The organism is Prosthecobacter sp. (assembly GCF_044378005.1).
Taxonomy (GTDB): domain Bacteria; phylum Verrucomicrobiota; class Verrucomicrobiia; order Verrucomicrobiales; family Verrucomicrobiaceae; genus Prosthecobacter.
Map to the genome: position 1 here is coordinate 1 of NZ_JBILYB010000010.1, position 19,221 is coordinate 19,221.

12 protein-coding genes are annotated in these 19,221 nt (G+C 60.8%); 5 read left to right on the forward strand and 7 right to left on the reverse strand.

Translation table 11 applies throughout. The annotated features are described in order from the left end of the window. Positions 1–36: 36 nt before the first annotated feature. From AC6FTP_RS03730 to AC6FTP_RS03740, 3 genes are all read right to left on the reverse strand, one after another. Positions 37–513 (reverse strand): hypothetical protein, encoded by a 477-nt coding sequence (locus AC6FTP_RS03730; RefSeq protein ID WP_497205559.1) that lies wholly within the window; start codon positions 511–513, stop codon positions 37–39. Between the two features lie 78 nt (positions 514–591). Next, positions 592–1,131: a response regulator transcription factor gene (locus tag AC6FTP_RS03735; RefSeq protein ID WP_497205560.1), complete on the reverse strand. Its 540-nt coding sequence runs from the start codon at positions 1,129–1,131 to the stop codon at positions 592–594. Continuing rightward, positions 1,128–2,408 carry an ATP-binding protein gene (locus tag AC6FTP_RS03740; RefSeq protein ID WP_497205561.1) on the reverse strand — a complete coding sequence of 427 codons (1,281 nt, stop codon included), beginning with the start codon at positions 2,406–2,408 and terminating at the stop codon, positions 1,128–1,130. The genes AC6FTP_RS03735 and AC6FTP_RS03740 overlap by 4 nt, the downstream gene beginning before the upstream one ends. Positions 2,409–2,606: 198 nt before the next feature. On the opposite strand from AC6FTP_RS03740, the gene AC6FTP_RS03745 reads away from it, so the two are divergent. The 4 genes from AC6FTP_RS03745 (at position 2,607) to AC6FTP_RS03760 (ending at position 7,486) form a co-directional block, all read left to right on the forward strand. After that, on the forward strand, positions 2,607–3,362 hold the full coding sequence (locus AC6FTP_RS03745; RefSeq protein WP_497205562.1) for a PEP-CTERM sorting domain-containing protein: 756 nt from the start codon (positions 2,607–2,609) through the stop codon (positions 3,360–3,362). A gap of 93 nt (positions 3,363–3,455) precedes the next feature. Beyond that, positions 3,456–5,672 (forward strand): TonB-dependent siderophore receptor, encoded by a 2,217-nt coding sequence (locus AC6FTP_RS03750; protein WP_497205563.1) that lies wholly within the window; start codon positions 3,456–3,458, stop codon positions 5,670–5,672. 12 nt (positions 5,673–5,684) lie between these two features. Beyond that, entirely contained in the window at positions 5,685–6,623 is a 939-nt protein-coding gene (locus tag AC6FTP_RS03755; protein ID WP_497205564.1) for a hypothetical protein, read from the forward strand. Positions 6,624–6,643: 20 nt separating this feature from the next. Further along, positions 6,644–7,486, forward strand: a complete 843-nt coding sequence (locus AC6FTP_RS03760; RefSeq protein WP_497205565.1) for a DJ-1/PfpI family protein — start codon at positions 6,644–6,646, stop codon at positions 7,484–7,486. Positions 7,487–7,873: 387 nt separating this feature from the next. On the opposite strand, the gene ggt is transcribed toward AC6FTP_RS03760, so the two are convergent. Further along, entirely contained in the window at positions 7,874–9,541 is a 1,668-nt protein-coding gene (ggt, locus tag AC6FTP_RS03765) for a gamma-glutamyltransferase (RefSeq protein ID WP_497205566.1), read from the reverse strand. A gap of 147 nt (positions 9,542–9,688) precedes the next feature. On the opposite strand from ggt, the gene AC6FTP_RS03770 reads away from it, so the two are divergent. Continuing rightward, positions 9,689–13,393 carry a WD40 repeat domain-containing serine/threonine protein kinase gene (locus tag AC6FTP_RS03770; RefSeq protein ID WP_497205567.1) on the forward strand — a complete coding sequence of 1,235 codons (3,705 nt, stop codon included), beginning with the start codon at positions 9,689–9,691 and terminating at the stop codon, positions 13,391–13,393. A gap of 3 nt (positions 13,394–13,396) precedes the next feature. On the opposite strand, the gene AC6FTP_RS03775 is transcribed toward AC6FTP_RS03770, so the two are convergent. The 3 genes from AC6FTP_RS03775 to AC6FTP_RS03785 all read right to left on the reverse strand — a co-directional run bounded on the left by AC6FTP_RS03775 (position 13,397) and on the right by AC6FTP_RS03785 (position 19,219). Further along, positions 13,397–14,893: an SGNH/GDSL hydrolase family protein gene (locus AC6FTP_RS03775; RefSeq protein WP_497205568.1), complete on the reverse strand. Its 1,497-nt coding sequence runs from the start codon at positions 14,891–14,893 to the stop codon at positions 13,397–13,399. A 346-nt stretch (positions 14,894–15,239) separates the two neighbouring features. Further along, the gene (locus AC6FTP_RS03780; RefSeq protein ID WP_497205569.1) at positions 15,240–18,575 is read right to left on the reverse strand and encodes an SbcC/MukB-like Walker B domain-containing protein; all 3,336 of its coding nucleotides are present in this window, start codon (positions 18,573–18,575) and stop codon (positions 15,240–15,242) included. After that, positions 18,572–19,219 (reverse strand): DUF4194 domain-containing protein, encoded by a 648-nt coding sequence (locus tag AC6FTP_RS03785; protein WP_497205570.1) that lies wholly within the window; start codon positions 19,217–19,219, stop codon positions 18,572–18,574. Before AC6FTP_RS03785 ends, AC6FTP_RS03780 begins: the two co-directional genes overlap by 4 nt. Positions 19,220–19,221 lie beyond the last annotated feature (2 nt).

Below are 19,221 nucleotides of genomic sequence, written 5' to 3' on the forward strand. Positions count from 1 at the left end.
GAATGGCCGCTTTTGGCGATTAACACGTCCAGCGCTTCATCGAGCGCTTTGTCTTCCTTCGTTTTGGGTCTTCTCATGTCTTCCTGTCCTCGGTTTTGACCCTCCACACAAACTTTCTGACAGGCTCAAGACCCGAAACACAAACTTTCGGACACGCCCGGCATTGTAAGTGGTGCGGAACTGGCGGATGTCCACGGACCAAACCGGGACGGTGGCAGTGCCGACATTAGAGACAGGCCTCATGCCATTCAGATCAGGCCGGAGTCCGTTCCCTACCAGTCTGCGCCCGACCATGTCTTCCAAGCTGAAGTATCGCCCGAGCACGATGTGTGGCTGTCCAGGCGTCATCGTGAGGCCGTAGCCAGAATACAGACCTGGATCAGCACCGGTGGCAAAGGCTCCTGCGTCTAGGTTTAAAATGAGCGAGCCGCCATGCACCGCGACAGGTGCGGCGACACAGGTCGAGGCGAGGCTAAAGAGAGCGAGAGCGGTGGCGAGCGAAGACAACTTCATGGGAGACCGCCACGGTGGGTCATGAACCCAAGTGCTGTCAGTCGTAAACCCGTGCCTGCGACATCATGCCGCACTTGATCAGCCGTTGGGTGGCAGCTTTCGCAGTTTTCGCTGGAGTGAGCGGCGGTGCATTCCTAGCACGACGGCGGTCTGGCTGACGTTGCCATCATTATCCGTGAGCACGCGCTGGATGTGCTCCCACTCCAGCCGATCCAAGGAGGGTGTGGCGATCTCGGTTTCCTCCTGCGGGGCAGATGGATCACGCTGCAAGGCGGCGAGGATCTGATCCGCATCGGCGGGCTTGGTGATGTAATCCCATGCGCCCTGCCGCACGGCCTCCATGGCGGTGGCGATGCTGGCATAGCCGGTCAGGATCAGCACGCGCAGTTCAGGCCATTCCGCACGCAGTTCACGCAGGCAGACGAGTCCGCTGGCGGCGGGTAGTTTTAAATCCAGCACTGCCGCGTCGGGCTTCAGCTCGGCAGCAGCAGCGGGGGCCTCTTCGGCGCTTTCGACGGCTGAGACGGTGTAGCCACGGTCTTTCAGAGCACGCGCGAGCCGGTGGAGATAGGTGCTGTCATCATCGACGAGCAGGATGCGCTGGATCAAGAGGCTCATGACTCGATGAGGGTGGCGGGAAACTCAAAGCTGGCGCTCGTGCCGCCGCCTTCACGCAGTTGATGCGAGATTTCTCCACCAAGCTGGAGAGCAAGAGTGCGCACGAGGAAAAGGCCGAGTCCCATGCCCTGGCGCGGCGGTTTGGTGGTGAAGAAAGGTTCGCCAGCGTGCCTCTGTGCTGCGGCGGACATGCCGGGACCGCGATCCAGAACGGTGAAGCGGAGCTGCCCGTGCTCATGAGAGATTTCCAGCTCTACAGGTTGGCCTTGGGTGTCAGCTTCGCAGGCATTGTGAATGAGGATGATGAGTGACTGCACCACGGGTTGTTTTGGCAGATGCAAAGTCACGCCCTGAGTGAGATCGCGGATGACGAGCCGCGCATTCAAGGCCGCAGGCATCGCGGCTCTCAAGTCGCTGATGAGCACCACCGCTGAGCAGGGCTCTGGCGCATCGCCTGTGCCGGAGGTGGAGCGCCGGTCCAGCCTGTCCAGGATGGTGCGGCAGCGCTCCACTTCCTGGCGGATGAGGGTGGCGTCTTCCAGCGGTCCCGGTGCGGGCAGCTTTGCCAGCGCCACTTCCAGCTCATGGCTAGCCACAGCGATGGTGCCCAGGGGTGAGCCCAGCTCATGAGCGACGCCCGCCGCGAGAGCTGCGAGCGCGCTGAACTGATCTGCCCGCGCCGCTCGTGTCTCGGCCTCCGCCAGTGCGGCATCACGCGAGCGCAGGCTGCGGTGCATCCGTTGCACAAAGTAGGCGATGCAAAGCGCGGTGAGGAAAAACGCGACCGCCATGCCTTGCAGATGCAGTCCATAACCGGGACAGCCGATCTCCCCGATGCCGCCAGGACCTTTTAAAGGCAGGCCATGATAAAAGATGTACATGTAAGCCCCAGCTGAGAGAGCGACGATGAGCGAAAGCCAGCGAACTCCTAGCGACATGGCTGCCAGCGCGATGAGCACAAGGTAAAAGCTGGAGAAGGGATTGGAGGCACCGCCGGTGAGATAGATCAGAACCGTCAGCAGCAGCACATCCGCCGCGATCACGGTAGCTACGGTCCATTCTCGGTGCGGAGCGTCATGCTTGGTAATGGCCAGCAGGATGATGTTTGAAACAGCGGTAAAGCCGATCACGGCCAGCAGTGGCAGCCAGGGCAGCTCCAGCTTCAGCACGCCACCGGCGATCGCCAGCGTCACCATCTGCCCGGCCATGCCCACCCAGCGCAGTCCCAGCAGCCAGCGCAGCGTGATGGTGGTGATGGAGGGAACGGTGTTGGCCATGGTTGTCATGAGGAGTCGAAACGAACTCGGCATCAAAAGGCCAAGACGCCTCACTTGTCCTGCTCAGCATTCATACTTTTGGCGCTTTCAGGCATGGTAAAGCGATGACGAATGTGTGGGTGCGACATTATGCCGCAGGGCATGAATCGAAGAGGCGTGTTAGGAGACGCGTTAGCCCGAACCAAGTAATCTCCCGCCATGAACTCCCGGCTCTTCCTCACACTTCTCCTTCCTTTTTCGGCCATGACTTCTCAGGTCAATGCCGCCTACACCCTCGTCAGCGGTGGTGCCACGATCGACTATGATGCAGCAGCCTGGGCCAGCCTAGCAGGCGGCGCAAACGTGCCCGGCTTTGAGGCCTTGGTCATGGATGAGTTCTTCAATCAAGCAGGAGTCACCTCACGCACAGGCACTCAGATCCTAAATGATGAAGTCGTGGCGAATCCAGCCACCACAGGTCTTTACCATGCCATGAATGGCTCCACCGTCACCAATCTGGCGGACCGGAACAATCAGGCCACGACCTTTGCCTATGAAGTCGGAAATCCAACGGGCCACACGGGAGTTATCGGCCTCGGTGGCATCACCCGCTGGGACGTGAATCCACTGCTCGGCGGCGGCCAACTCGGCTTTGGCGACTACACTCTTTTTTATGATCCGACTCGCCTGCTTGTCGGTGGCACGGGCTGGGCTTTGCGAGTAAACATGATCGGCGGAGGCGTGGCCTTTGACCTCAAGAATGTGGCGGTGAACGCCGCGGCCTCGGCCTTCGACATCTCGGGTGATCTGGCAGTCAGCTATGAGATGGCGAACTTCTATCTCGCTACTCCGGCCAATCAGGGGAACGACGTGGGCAACTTCAGCTTCAGTGCTATAGCAGTGCCCGAGCCCTCACGTATAATGTTCTCAATGCTGGGTATTGCCGTGCTCGTCATGCGCCGCCGCCGCTGCTGATCATCATTCTCGGCAACTGCCTCGCTGTGGAGGGCACTGCCATCATGCCGTATGCAAGGACGTCGCTCTCAGTCGCCAAGCCTGCTTCTGACGATGAGCTGGCTCGGTGTGGCTCTGCTGTCTCTGGCGGCTGAAGAGGGAGCGAAACCACCGCCCGCAGAAGCGACCGAGCTAGAGGCCATCGTGATCACGGCTGAACGCGAGACGGCCTGGAGCCCGCGCATCAGCACCGCGACTCGGACGAATGCACCGATGAATCGTGTGCCGCAGTCCATCATCGTCATCCCGAGACAGATGATGAAGGAGCAGGACGTGCAAAATCTGGCGGACACGCTCGTCAATGTCTCCGGCGTCGTGCCGGTGAAGACGTATCAAACGCTGATCCTAAGCCCACTGGTGCGTGGCTTTTCAGCCGATGTGTATGCAGATGGCATGCCCGCTTACAGCACTACGGCGACCACTGATCCAGCGACGGTCATCAACGTGGAGTCCGTGGAAGTGATCAAAGGCCCCACGGCAGCGCTCTTCGGCGGCGGTGTGGGTTCACCGCTCGGCGGCATCATCAATGTCGTCTCAGTCGATCCACAACCCATCCAGCAACACACGCTCGGCCTGCGAACCGGAAGCTGGGACACGATCAATCCCTTTGCTGATCTGAACCTGCCGCTGACGGATGATGGCTCTCTGTCTCTGCGCCTCACCGGCGACTATGAGTCCGCAGGCAGTCATATCGACGTCACAGGGCAAAAGCGCTGGTCGGTGAATCCCACACTGCGCTGGGAGATCACACCCGACACCGTCTTCACCCTGCGTGCCCAATTGAGCAATCTGAAGATGCTGGAATACTCCGGCCTGCCCGCCGCGCTGGTGCTGCCGCCAGCCACGAACAACAACGCACCCTACACGGGACCGTCCGTCGATCCTTACCGCTTCACAGGTGCCGAGGATGCTCCAGAAAGTGAGATCCGAAACACGCGCATCGTCGCTGCTTTGAAGCACTCGTTCTCAGAGAGTCTCGATGTGAATCTGACCGCGCAGTACTTCCACAGCAGCTTCGAGGAGTACTCCATCTACACCTTTGCCAGTGCCCAGTCGCCGCTGAATGCCACGCCGAGTGTGTATCCCGTGCTCAGCGGTTATCTGCCCTCCGAGGTCGAACAATGGACCATCAACGGCTGGCTCACGAAGCGTTTCGAACTCGGACCGACGAAGCATGAAGTCGTGCTCGGTGGTGACATCGACTTCACCACAAACTCCGCAGGACTCGGCTTCAGCCATCTGCGCATTCCCATCCCTGGACCAATCCCAGACACCGTGATCGCCGCCCGTTTTGGCTTCATCGACTTCGCCTCGCCAGGCAGCACGTTGCATTACGTGCAGCCGGACATCATCGACCAAACGAGCAACCGCTTCCGCACCATGGGCGGCTACATTCAAGATCACATGACGGCCTTTGATCGTGTCCATGTTTTGGCCGGGCTGCGTGTCATCAGCCTCGCCTTGGATCATCAATACACAACCGAGAACACGCTCGGCGCACCGACGGCCTACCAAAAAGACTATCTGGAGATCGCCCCTCGCATCGGTGCCGTGATCGACATTGCAGGCGGCGTCTCCATGTTCGGCGCGTATTCAGAAGGCTATCGCGGCGTGCTGAACTACACCGGCAAAGAACCGCCCGTGCCTGAGTCCTCCACCATGATGGAAGGCGGATTCAAGCTGGTGAATGACGACCTCGGCCTCTCCGGCACGCTCGCCGCCTACCAGCTCATCCGCGAAAACGTGCCCACGGCCAATCCCTTTATCCCCGGCTCCACCGTCCAGATTGGCCAGCAACGAGCCCAGGGTGTGGAACTCGATCTCGCGTGGGAGCCCACACCTTCTTTTTCGCTGCTCTTCGCCTATGCCTACACCGACGCCATTGTCACGGAAGATGTGGTCAACAAAGTCGCCACCGTCGGCCAAAACATCGACCGCATCGGCAAAAAACTGCCGCGTGTGCCCGAGCACAGCGGACGCCTCGCCGCACGCTACCGCTTCCGTGAAGGCGCACTCAAAGGCCTGGGTCTCGGCATCGGCGTCACCGCTGGATCGAAGCGGCCTGTCAGCTTCACCAACGACTACTTCACGGAGGCCTACTACGTCGCCGACGCCCAGATCTCGTATGAGCGGAAGGCCTTCAAAGCCGTGCTCTCCATCACCAATCTCACCAACCACTTCTACTACGAGCCCTACCCTTATCTCGGAGAAGACGTGGTGGCTCCAGCGCGACCGCTTTCCATCGGCCTCACGCTTTCCACGACCTTCTAAAACGCACCCGTCATGAACTCACGCCTCCGCCATCTGCTGCTGCCTCTGATGACACTCGGACTCGCTTCCACAGCACCAGCCGCCACGATCAACGTCCGTGAAGGTTCCGTCATTTTTGATTTCGATCCCGTAGCTCTCGCCGCTTTGAATGTCGGCTCCAATCCAGCCATCGGCGGCATGATTCTCGAAGAGTTCTTTCAGGGCAATGCGGACCGTAATCGCACGCGAACACAGATCTTGAGTGAGCACATCGTCCCGACTTTCAGCGCCATCCCCACGACTTATCTGAAGTATGAGATCAATGGCAGCAGCGTCACCAACCTCACTGGACGCACCCGGAAAGTGAGCACCTTCTCCTATGATCCCGCCAACGTCACCGGCACTGCCTCGGGCGAAATGGGTCTCACCGGCGTCCTGCGTTTTGTCGGTGATTTCACCGGCGCTTTCTTGCTCGGCGACTTCACCTTCCGCTACAACCTGCCAGCAGGAAACACGCTGCCGAATCGTGGCTGGGTCTTCGTTAACAACTTCGATTTTCCAGGCGTGCCCGCCTTTGAAACCAAGAACGTCGTCGTCACTGCCAGCGCCGGGAAACTCGTCATCGCGGGTGATCTCACCATTTCTTATGAGATGGATCAGTTCTTTCTGCCCGGAGATCGCGGCAAAGATGTCGGCGAATTTCGTGTCGAGACACCCATCGCCGCCGTCACACCGCCGCGCACACCAGCAGCGTCGAGCTTCACCGCAGGCAGTATGCGAATCGGAGTCATCGGCAAAGGCAACGCCTCCTACCAACTCCAGTATTCCACCGACCTGCTGAACTGGATCACCGTCGGTCCGAAAGTCACAGGCAAGGAGCAGCTCATCCAGTGGACCGATGCTGGCCCACCGCTCACGCCCACTGCCCCGTCGTCCACTGCGAAGCGCTTTTACCGACTGCTGGAAGAATAAGCAACGACTCACATCCGACCATGTCCCCACCTTTAGCTAACTTGGACCACCAAACCCGTCGCGATTTCCTCCGCGCCTTGACCGCCGCCAGCAGCCTCCTTGCCACTGCGAAAAGCACTGCCTCCGATGCCGACAAAGCTCATGCCGATGCCGTGGCGCTGCTCAAACCCGGCACGGAAAAGATCCTCATCCTGCTCTATCCAGGCTTCACCGCGCTGGATGCCATCGCACCGCATTACGTGCTCGCTGGCATGACCGGAGCCAGTGTGAAGTTCATCGCCGCCACGCTTGATCCCGTGCCGAGTGAGAGCGGCTTCACCGTCAGCCCGCAGCTCAGCTTTGATCAATGCCCTGACAAACCCGACCTCCTACTCATCCCCGGCGGCACCGCAGGCACCGTGCAGGCGATTGAAAACTCCGCGCTTCTCGACTTCGTTCGCCAGACAGGTGAAGCCTCTAAAATGGCCGGTGGCATCTGCACGGGCGGACTCATTCTTGGCGCTGCGGGTTTGCTCAAAGGCCGCCGCGCTACCAGCCACTGGCAGACGCTTGACCTGCTGCCCATCGTCGGGGCCGAGCCCGTGAAGCAACGCGTCGTCATCGACGGCAACCGCATCACCTGTGGCGGCGTCACAGCCGGGCTCGATCTCGGTTTCGAACTGCTACGTCAATACCGTGGCGACTTCTATGCGCAGGGCGTGCAACTCCTCGCCGAATACGATCCGCAGCCGCCCTTCCCCAAAGCCGGCAACCCCGCCACCGCTGCACCCGAAGTCGTGGCCCTGCTCAACCACATGCACAGCGACTACGTCGCCAGTTGGGGCAAAAAACTCAGCGCCGTGATGGAGCAACGGGCGAAGTAGCTGGGTGAGCTTGTCTTCGTGAAACAACATCAGAAATACGACGCCAGGGTGCAACTGCTTGACTGAAACCACCGCGAGAGATGGAACGCCGCAGAGATGATGGGCTGACTTTGAGGGGAAAGACTGGGAGTCCTTGAGACGGCTTCGCCGGAGACCGGGAAGAAAGACTTGGAGACGCGGAGACCTGAATGAAACACCGCGAGAGGTGTGAAAACCTCCAGTGCTGTCACCGCCAACCCGTAATGCTCCCCCAACGACAACGGGTAAGAAGCGCGACTTGAGTAGGCTATGTCTTGCTGACCTGCCATCAGGCTTCTGGGCTGGCAAATGAGGAACCACCGCTTCATGACTTTTGGCCTGAGCCCCATCGCTTGGTGGGGCAGTAGTTCACTGCCCATCCGCTTTCCCGGGCACACGCGGATCATGGGCGGGCACGAGGAGATTACGGTCGGCATCCCAGAGGATGGCTTGGCAGGCACCAAAGGCGGTCACGGGCTCTAGCTTGTGGCCCAGCTTCGCCAGTTCAGCCAGCGTTTCGTCACCGAAGGCTTTTTCGATCTTCAGTTCGTCGGGGGCCCACTGGTGGTGGAAGCGGGGTTGCTTCAGGGCGGCGTTGGGTTCCATGTCGCGGTCGAGTATGTTTGAGATCAGCAGCAGGGCCTGGGTGATGATGGTGGGGCCACCAGCGGCTCCGGTGCAGAGGATGGGCTTGCCGTCTTTGAAAACAATCGTGGGGCTCATGCTGGAGAGAGGGCGTTTGCCGGGAGCGACGGCGTTGGCTTCGGCACCGATGAGCTTGAAGGCATTCGGCACTCCGGGCTGCACGGCGAAGTCGTCCATCTCATCATTCAGCAGCACGCCGGTGCCTGGGACGATGACCTTGCTGCCGAAGGCAGTGTTGATCGTCTGATTCAGCGCCACCCAGTTGCCCTCGGCATCGGCGGTGCAGAGATGCGTGGTGTGCTTGCCGAAGATGTCACCTTCCCAGCGCGGCGGCATGTTGTGACTCGGCACGGGGGTCACTTTTTTCAGGTCGATCTTCGCGGCGAGATCCTTCGCATACGCGGGATCAACAAGCCCGCGCGGCACATTGGCGAAGTCGGGATCACCCAGCCAATGAGCGCGGTCGGCAAAGGCGAGCTTCATGGCCTCTGTCACCACATGCGCGCGCTGCGCGTCGCTGAGATCGCGGATGGGGAAGTGCTCCATGATCTGCAAAATCTGCGCCACATGCACGCCACCACTGCTCGGCGGCGGCATGGCCACGATGTCATAGCCGCGATACTTTGCCCGCACGGGCTCGCGCTCCACGGCCTTGTAGTTCGTGAAGTCATCCGCCGTCATGATACCGCCGTTTTCCTTCATCCATGACGCCACCTGCTGGGCATACTCGCCGCCGTAAAACCAGGCCGTCCCGTGCTCGGCGATGGCGCGATAAGTCTTAGCCAAGTCTTTCTGCACGAGCAGGTCGCCCTTCTTCAGCGGTGAGCCATCGGCTTTGAAAAAGATGGCTGCACTGGCAGGGAACTTCTTCAGCTTCTCCGCCGTCGCGGCGAGCTTCCGCGCATAGACCTCGTCGAGAACGAATCCTTTTTCCGCGATCTCCGCCGCTGGCAGCAGCAGGTCAGCGAGCGTCAGCTTCCCATGCTTTTTCAAAGCCAGTTCATAGGCCCGCAGCGCACCCGGCACGCCCGAGGCGAGTGCGCCGGTCTTGCTCGCTTCGTTGTCCAATTTACCGTCGATGAGATACATGTCGCGGCTCGCCTTCGCGGGAGCCATTTCACGGCCGTCAATGCAGGTCACGGAGCCATCTGCTGCTCGGATCACGAAGAAACACCCGCCGCCGATGCCTGAGTTATGCCCGTCCACCACGCCGAGCGTCAGCCCCGTGGCCACGGCGGCATCCACGGCGTTGCCGCCCTTTTTATAGGCCTGCACGGCGGCTTCCGTCGCCAGCGGATGCACGGACGCTGCGGCGAATTTTGGAAAGCCAGGCTCAGCAGCCTGAGAGAGAATTCCAACCAGCAGCAGGAGGAGGAAAGGGAAGCGTTTCATGGCGGAGTTCCAAACAAGCACGCGCTCATCCCTCTATCCACCAAGTTTCTCCCATCTCAGGATAGCGTGGATATCCGAGTCTTTTCTCTGGCCTCAAAGCTGCGTTGCCATGTAATGTCCGCGCCCATTTCCGTTACTTCTTTTTAAATGCCCGAAGACCCCGTCGATCCCGTCGCCCCGACACCGCCCCCTGAGGCGGAGGAGCCGACCTATCCATCGCTGGAGGAGTTGGCGCAGCTTTTGCCTCAATACGAGATCCACGAGATCATCGGCATCGGCGGCATGGGGGCGGTTTACAAAGGAAGGCAGATCGCGCTAGACCGTCTCGTCGCCATCAAGGTCATGCCCGCCGCCTCCGCGCAGAATCCGGAGGACGTGCAGCGTTTCATCAAAGAGGCGCGCTCCATGGCGAAGCTGGTGCATCCGCACATCGTCGCTGTCTTTGACTTCGGGCAGACCTACGCGCGGCATCTATTCCTTGTGATGGAATACGTCGAGGGCTGCGATCTGCACCGGCGGACACGACGAAAGGAGATCACCACGGAAAAGGCGCGTGAGGTCATCGCCCAGCTCTGTGATGCGCTCCAGTTCGCCCATGACCGAGGCGTGGCGCATCGCGACATCAAGCCGGCGAACATCCTCATCACGAATGATTGGAAGGTGAAGGTGGCCGACTTCGGCCTCGCGCGTGATCTCTCCGCTCTGCCAAATCCCGACGAAGTCGAATACGGCACGCCTGACTACACTGCGCCGGAGCGTCTGATCACGGGTGCCAACGTCGATCATCGTGCGGACATCTACGCACTCGGCGTGGTCATCCACGAGATGCTCACGGGCAAGACGCCCACCGCTGCGGGCAAAGATGCTGGCAAAGGCCTGCCGCATGGTTTTGCCAACGTCATCACCAAATGCCTGATGAGCGAGCCCGAAGCCCGCTATCAAAAGGCCAGCGAGGTGAAGGTGGCCCTGCTCACCGCCACCGCCGAAAAGCAGCGCACGGGCGACGCGGCTCCAGCACCCGCAGCCGAGGCAGCCGCCAAACCGCAGATCCCTTTTGAACCTCCCGAGCACTACACGAGCTACCGGCCTTCCTTGGCGGCCAAGCTCAGCAGGATGCTCGCACCTGCAGGCTGGGGCATCGCTTCGGTGCTTGTGCTGGCCGCCTTCGCCTGGCTCATCTTCAAAGACAGAGTCAGCATTGAGCCCGCCGAACCCAAGTCAGAACCGGCGAAGCCTGCCGAAGTTGCTGTCCAAAAGCCCGAGCCCGTCAAAGCACCTGAGCCGATGCCTGCGGTGATTCCGCCCACGGCTGCGCCAGCTCCACCCGCACCAGCGATGGCAGTGGCCAAACCAACGTTGCCTGCCCCAGACAAGCCAGTGGTGAAGCCCGCCATGCCAGAGCTAAAGCCGTACGCCGTGCCCGAAGGTGCTGCTGGCGAGGTGGCACGACTTGATGGCCACGCAGGTTCCGTCTTTGCCCTGCAACTGCTCGGCGATCAGAACCGCGTTCTCTCCGGTGGTGTGGATGGCACCCTGCGGCTCTGGGATCTCAGCACTCAAAAGCAGATCTACAGTGTGGAAGCGGGCCTCGATCAACTCTCCCGCCTGCAAATCAGCGCCGATGAAACGCAGGCCCTCGTCTTGAGTTACCGCAGCGACAAGCTGGCGCTCATCGAGCTCGCCACCGGCAAGACGCGCCACAGCGTCTCCTTTCCTGATGACAAGCTTCAGAACGCCGTGCTCCTCAAAGATTCGCAGACCATCCTCGCTTCGGGCTTTGGTGATGAAGGTTCCGCCAACCTGCTTCTCTGGAAGCCGGACTCCGGCAATGCGGATCTCATTCCCGTCTCTGGATACGCAGGCCGCAACTACAGCATGATGCTCACGCCAGAGGGTTCGGGAGTCATTCTGAGCGCCTCGAAAAAAGACGAAAGCACCACGGGCGTCTTCCGCCCGCAGCTCACCCATTTTGTGCCAGCCAGCAGCACCTTCACGAAACTCGATGCCGGCCCTCTGGGCTACATCACCCGTGTGCTTGGCCAGCCAGGCACTCCGGTGGTCTTGGTGACCGCATCCACTCCAAAGGTGATCAGCCTTCCTGACATGAAGGTCCTGCTTTCCCTGCCCGAGATCACCAAAGGCAGCTCGAATGTCATCAGCGCCGAGATCGTGGATGCCGGACGCCTCCTGCTGACTGGCTGGGATGACAGCACGCTGCGCGCCATCGACATCCCCAGCGGCGAGGAAGTCTGGCGGCAGACCACACCGGAGCCTGTGACGTCCATCGCTCTCAGCAAAGATCAGCGCTGGGCCGTGCTCAGCACTCGATACAAAGACGGCAGCAATCAGCAGCAGGGCGACTTCGACCTCCTCGTCTGGCGTTTGCCGAAATGGTCTGAACTTGAGAGCGAGAAAAGCATGCTCGCCAGCATCGCCAAGCAGATGGCGAACCTTGAGGAGCACGATGCCGAGCTCGCCACCCTCCGCGCCAGCCTGCGCGAACGCGCTGCATTGCCGACACAGGCGGATCTCGACACTCAGCGTCAGAAGCTCGACGAAATGTACGTCGTGGCCCTGCGTCGTGATTACCCGCGCAGCTCGCCCACCGATCAGCAGGCCATCAAGGCGGAGATCGAGCGCATCGCTTTGCAGGGAGAGCTGCCAGCTCCGGGGCTGGATGCATCACTTCCGCCCGTGCTGCAAAAGCTGCGCGGCATCTATCGCCAGCAGCTTGCCAGCTTTGAAAGTGTTCATCATGAGGCCACCAAGACCGCCCTCCAGTCCGTGGATGCCGTTCTGAAGCCGTTGATGCAGAAACGTGAAAGTGCGGGAGACAAACTCGGGGCGCTGCGTGTCAAAGCCGTGCTCAAAGAGTGGCAGCAAACGCCGAATGCGCCGGTCGGAGATGGCGCGCCATTGCCCATCAAATCAGGAACAGCGGTAGGCACGCCCACGAAGCGCCCGGACCGCCCCGGCAGCATCGTCGCCATCCAGCGGCTCGCCTTGAACACGAGCCCGATGATGCCCCCGATGGAGGTCAGCCGCATCCCGCGTGATCTCGGGCAGGCAGTCGCCATCGCTGGAGCCTCCGAGCATGTCTTCGCCCTCCTGCCAGATGGCAAAGTGCGCGGCTGGGGAAACTGGAATGGCAGCGCTGTTGTCGTCCCCTCCGCAGCCGCCGACGTCGTGCAGATCGACAGCACCAACACCTCCGCGCTTGCCCTGCTTGCCGACGGCCATGTCATCGCCTGGGGCCCGGACAATGCGGCCAGCGGCATCAGTTGGAAATCCACCGATGGCAGGGCACCAGTCCGTGTCTATGCCGGCGAGGATGGCACAGGCTACGTTCATCTTCAGGATGGCACCATCCAGCCCGTCGGCACCGTGACCCCCGCCGCGCCTGCGGAACTCAGCATCAGTCGTCAGCTCATTCGTCTCCCCATCCACGGCTGGATCGCCATCCTGCCCCGCGATGGATTGCCGCTTTTCTGGGGTAATGCCGCCCCGCCCGTGATCCCTCTGCCCGTTGATCTGAAGGACATCATCAGCCTCAGTATTTCCTCCAGTTTCGGCGTCGCCCTCCAGCGTGATGGCACCATGACAGGCTGGGGCCAGCTCGCCCAGGATCAGCGTTACCGCACCCGCAAGCTCACCTCCGCCACGAAGGTCTATCACGACTACGCCGAGCGAGTCTTCCCCGTGCATCGCAGTGACCACTCGTGGGAACTCGTACCAAATCCCAGCGTGCCCGAATACGTCGCCGAAGATCGCGGCAGTGTCACCGAAGGCCGGCTGCGTGGAGCCATCGACGCGGTCTTCACGCGTGAGTTTGTGATCGCACTGAAACCCTGAGGCTCACTCCGGCAGCACTGGTTTCAGTGCCTCCGCCCAGACCGCATAGCCTTTTTGGTTTGGGTGCAAAGTGTCAGGCATGAGGTCTTTCGGAATGATGCCCAGCGGCCCCAGCCACTTCTCTGTGATGTCGAGGAAGGTCACCCCTGGACGTTTCCCCAAGTCGGCAATTCGCGTGTTGATGTCGCGAATCAGGGCTCGTTTTGGCTCCACCGGCATCAGGCCTCGCGGGAAGATCGCCATCAGGATGATCTTTGCGTCAGGGCACTTCGCCTGGGCTTGATCCACGATGGCCGTGATGCCCGCCGCGATCTCCTCCGGCGAGTTCGAGCGTGCGTTCACCGTACCCGCCAGATTATTCGTGCCGATGTGGATGACGATGGCCTTCGGTTTCAAACCATCCAGCTCCCCGAGTTCGATTCGCTTCAGCACGTTCTGCGTGCGATCCCAGCCAAAGCCGAGGTTCAGTACACGCCTGCTGCCAAACAAAGTCTGCCAGCTTTCAGTGCCGCGATTGCCTGACTTCCCCGCCTCTGGCTGGCCACCCCAGAAATGCGTGATCGAGTCTCCGATGAGCACGATCTCGGGATTGATCTCCGCCTTGATCTTCATGATCGCATCGTGCCGCTCCTCCCAGCCGTAGCCGTCCTTTTCAAGCTTCCCCATCGGGATCACCGCCGTGTTCACCGTCGTCAGCAGCTGGATGTGTTTCCTAATGGATGCCGCCACCTGCTGGCCGAGGAATTGATACCCAGGCTCCTTGAAGTGGACATCGTTCGGCGGCTGAAACTCACTCAAGCGCGGCAGCATCGCTGCATACAGATCATCGATTTCCACGCCATGCTTTGCCATCACGCGTGCCGCCACTTCGTTGCGCGCCACGAGATCGGCAGGTGATGCATCCTTCATCCCGCCTTCTGCCACCGGCGTCGTGCTCGCCCAGATCACCTTGGCACCTGTCGCCTTCAGTTGAGCCGTGATGTCATCCAGCCTCTGCTCGTAATCCGCCAGTGGCGTCTTCCGGTCATGAATCCCAAAGTTGAAGTGAATGATGTCCCACTTCCCATCACCCAGCCACACCTTCAGCTTCTTCAGCCCATTCGCCGTCGGTCCGCAGTTCTCCGGCGCACGATGCACATTCGCCGCGCCTGCCAGTGCCTTCTGCGTCGCCAGCGTGTAGCCGCGTGAGACCGAATCGCCAATCAGCAGCACGCGCGGCAGATTCTGATCATCCTTCACATAATCCCAGGCCGTGACACGGCCCGCCAGCTTGTCCGCCTGATACAGCGGCAGATAAAAACCCATGCCGAGGTTCTCCTCCAGCACCGTTTCCCAGGCCTGCTGCTCCGGTGGCAGCGTCGCCTTCCACTTCGCAAACTTCTCCGCGATCACCTTATTTCCCGCTGCCTTTTTCTCCGCCGCCTCCTTGGCATTGGTCGGCTCGTTCGCGTGGAGAGTCAGAGCCAGCAGGGAAGTGAGAAGAAGCAGTCGGAGTTTCATAGAGGCGGGTAACGAGGGTAAAACGACTTTTCAAGTCGTACACTGGTGAAGCGAGATTTTATCTCGCTTTCATGTGTGAGCTTCAAACTTACCTCCCCCTGCTGACTTCAAGCCGGCATTGTTGAACAAGTCTTCCCACTCACTACTAAACGAACGCACAGAAGCCGTCACCCGCCGTTTCCGGGCGGACATCCATTGCTCGTGAAGCGTGTGTAGCCAGCGCATGAGGGAGAGTGGGAACGTAGAACGACTTTTCAAGTCGTACACTGGTGCGGTGAGATTCCATCTTGCCCAATGCAGGCGGGTTTCAAACCCGCCTCACCAGTTTACGAGTTGGAAACTCGTTCTACTCCATGAGCTCCGCGAGCCTGCTGCCTTCGACACGGACGACCCAGTTCTCGATGTTCTGCACCTGCTCGGTTTGTTCGTCGTAGGTGCGTTCGACGCGGCATTGCACGACGGTGTCGGCGTGCTGGAACATGGTGGGCAGGCGGTCTTCGGGGAAGGCCATGATGAGCTGGAGGCCGAAGTTGCGCGCGAGGGCGAGACAGTCGTCGATGCGGTCTCCACTGAGTTTGCTGAAGGCTTCGTCCATGACGACGAGGCCGAGGTTTTGCGGATCATCGCGACGACCGAGATCATACACTCGGCGGAAGGCAGCGAGCGTGGCGACAAAGAAGGGCGCTTGGTTCTCGCCACCGCTTTGTTTCTTCGCGCTTTTGTTTAGACTGATCGCGGCGGCATCGCCACGACCGGCGGGTTTAGCCTCGATGTCCCAGTGGTGGTAGTAGCGGTAGTCGAGAGCGCGTTGGTGGCGTTTGTCCTCGGGATTGTCGGCAGCGTCGATGGCGGACATGAGTTCGGCTTTGGCACGCTCGATGTCCTCACGCCCGGCGGCGTTGAAGAGTTCCATCTCGCTGCCGCTGGGCAGGCCTTTCTCCACGAGCGTCCAGATGGCGCTGTGGGCCTTGTCGGCACGGCTGGTGAGCTGGTAGCGCCAGCCGCCGATCTCGTGATCCATGGCGCGGTTGAGTTCGCGCTTGGTGCGGTCGGCTTCGCTGAGCTTCTCGCGCAGCACGTCGAGCACCTGATGCTGGAGCCGATCCTCCCACTCGCGTTTGGCTTCGAGTGCGGCGGTCTTGAAACGCTCCAGTTCATGCGATTCGAGGTCTTCACGGCGCTGATCGTAGGCGTCGTTGTCTTCTGATTCGGCATCGAGTGCATCGCTGAGATCTGCATGAGCGCCGGCGAGCTCGCGGCGTTGCTCATCACGCAGACGGCGGGCTTCCTGAGCGCGGGTTTCGAGCTGAACGGCCAGCGTCGCAGCCATCTCGATGGATCGGCGCCACGACGTGGACTTCTGCCGCTCGGCGGCGATTCGCTTGCTGATCTCATCATCGCTGATGCCACGCACAAGAACGCGTGAAGTCTGGCGGGCGATGCGGGTCTGCTCTTCGAGCGTGATGTCCTCACTCAGGGCGTCTTCGAGCTTTGTCTGCTCCACGGTGAAGGCGGTGATGGCCGTCTTCAGGCTGCCGATGCGCTCGTGGATGCCTTCCAGCGTGGCGTTTTGCACCCGCAGGTTTTCCATGGCCTGCACATGATCCGGCGTGGCCAGCAGTTCCCAAGTCGCACGCAGCTCGCCCAGCTCGGAGCGCAGACGTGGGAGCAAATGGAGTTCGTTGGCGGCATCGGGAGCGCTGAAGTGGTCGAGACGCGACTCGCGACCTCGATTGATGAAGGCGCGCAGGTCGTCGCAGTCCAGCCGCACCTCGGCGATCACGGCTTCCGTATCTCGCAGCTCACCTTCGCGCAGGTCACGCAGACGGCGCAGGCCTTCCTCGCCGAGGGTGAGTTCTTTTTCAGGCACCAGCTTCAGCCGACGTGGCGGATCTTTGAGCCAGCCATCGAGTGAAATGGCACGAGCATGCTTGTCGAGCTGGGAAGCTTTGTTCACGGCAATGATGTCGCCGAGCAGATGATCCAGCAGACGACCTGCGACTTCGTGTTTCGTCTCCAAAAACTCACGCAACGAGCCTTTCTCGATCTTGGCGGAGCTTTGCAGAACTTCTTCGGGATGAATCAGTGGCTCTGTCGGGCTCGGAGTCTGCTGGGCCTGATCCCAGGCGGCCTTGAAGTCTTCCGGGAGGATGGCCCGGCGGTGGATGCCGAGCATCGTTTCCAGCAGTGGCCACCATTTCTCGGCCGCAGGCTTCACCTCCACCACTCTGCCGAGCACTGCGGCACGCTGGCCGCGAGCCATAAGTGCGTTCAGAAGCGGTGATGGAGCCGACTGACCTTCCTGAAGATGGCCGAGGTCCTTTTGCAGCGCGGCTTTGCGGGATTCGTGTTCGGCAAGACGAGCCTCAATGGGCCGCAGCGCCTCCATGGCCTGATCACGGAGCAGGTGGTAAACCGGCGGCATGTCGCGTGCAGCGGCGAGGGCTCGGCTCTCATCGGCACTCTGCATGGAGGAAAGCAGGGTCGAGGCACTGTCGGGGATATCGAGGCCGAGACGTGAGGCATGAAGCGTCCAGTCCTGCCAGCGGCGGACACGATCACGCAGCAACTCGCGCACGCTGGTGGCGGTCTCTTCGAGGCGTGCGATGTCCTTTTCCAGCTCGCGACGACGGCGGTCGTTTTCCTCCAGCTTCACGGCTTTGTCACCTAGCGCAGCGCGTGCAGCATCCACGGCAGCGCGGAGCCTTTCGCGCTCCTGCATGGCCTGCTCGTGAGCTTCTTGATTGTCGGCATGTTCGGCACGTTTGGCTTCCAGCGTGGCACGGCGACGGGTCAGGTTTTCCAGCGCTTCTTCATGCTTCAAAGCCTCGCTCAAATGCGCGTAGAGGGCGGATTCACGCTTCGAGGTGCTCCAGTCCTGATGATGCGCGGAGATGCGCTTCAGGCGCTCAAGCTGGTCATACATTTTCTCCAGCCGTTCCTGCGCCCGGCGATGTGCATCCACACTGGCTTTCACGGCCTTCACATCCGGCATTCCAGGTTCGAGCAGGAACTCGCGGACGAATTTTTCGAAGTTGCTCTCTGGCTCGAAGGCCATGGCGCGAGGCAGCGTCTTGCCCATCTGCTCGGGATCGAAACCGAGATGCGAGCGCAGCGCCATTTCATCGAGATAAGCCTTCTGGCGATCCCAGACATCGCCGTCGAGTTCGCGCTTCACTCGCGTGCGGAATTCATCTTCAGGCAGGAACTGCATCGCCTGCGGTCCGGCTTCGTTGTTGAGGAAATCCTGCCAGGCAAGGCGACGTCCGGCGCGGAACCAGATCGTCGAAGGCTTCGCCGTGGGGCCTTCATACTCGATGCGTGCTCCCCAGGTCTCGCGGCGAGGTTCGGTCTCGCCAGATTCCAGCGGCCAGGTGAACTCCAGCGCGGCGAGCGTGACACTGCTTGGTCGCAGGTATCGCTCAGCACCGTCACGACCGGTGGTGTTCGTATCGCAGAGGCAGTAGCCGCGCAGTGAACGTCCGCTGCCAGCACCGGCGGCGGCTTTGTTAAAGCGGCTCTGCTGCTCCCCGAGCATGACGAACTGGATGAGGTCCAGCAAAGCGCTTTTGCCGCTGCCATTGGCTCCCGTGATGAGTGTGAGACCTGCGACGTCGATGAACTGCCGGTAGCCATACCAGTTCACCGCGAGGATGCGGCTGAGGGTGATGCGCGAGTTCATGTCGGCACCTCCTGTTCGGCATCGCGAGCGGGTTGATGGGCTTCGATCCGTGCCTGCCAGGCCGTGATGTCGTCAAAGGGAATGACACGGGCAAGGCTCGGCAAGATCTCGATCTGCATCTCGCCGGTCTGACTCATGCCTTCAGGCTTCAATGTGCGGATCAGGCGATGACGACGAAGCTTTGGCAGCGTGGACTCGATCTGCGCCGGGCTAGGTGGCTCGATGCGGTCAAAGAACACCTTCAATGCCGCCCAAAGCTGATCGACGGTCACGATCACGGCTTCCTGAGTGCCGGTGCTGATTTCATCATCATAAAGCCGCCACAGCGCGAGCAGCACCAGCGTCTCGTCTTTATCAAATCGACCGAGCAATAGGCAGGACTCCGTGCGTGGCCGCGCCTGGAGCAGCGAGTGCTCGTCATCAATGATCAGCTCTAGCGCCAGCGGCGCGAGGTAGTCCTCCACATGGGTGCGGTAGTGGTCACGGGCGAGCATGTAGAGCTCCCGCCCGCTGCCTTCATCTCCAAGCAAGACACCACGGCCGAGCAGCTCCGCCAGCACCTCGCGCAACGCGGCGCGGTCACTGTCGGGCACATCACTCCAAAAGGAGCGTGGCCAGAGAGGATCGGAGGAGGTGGCAGACATGG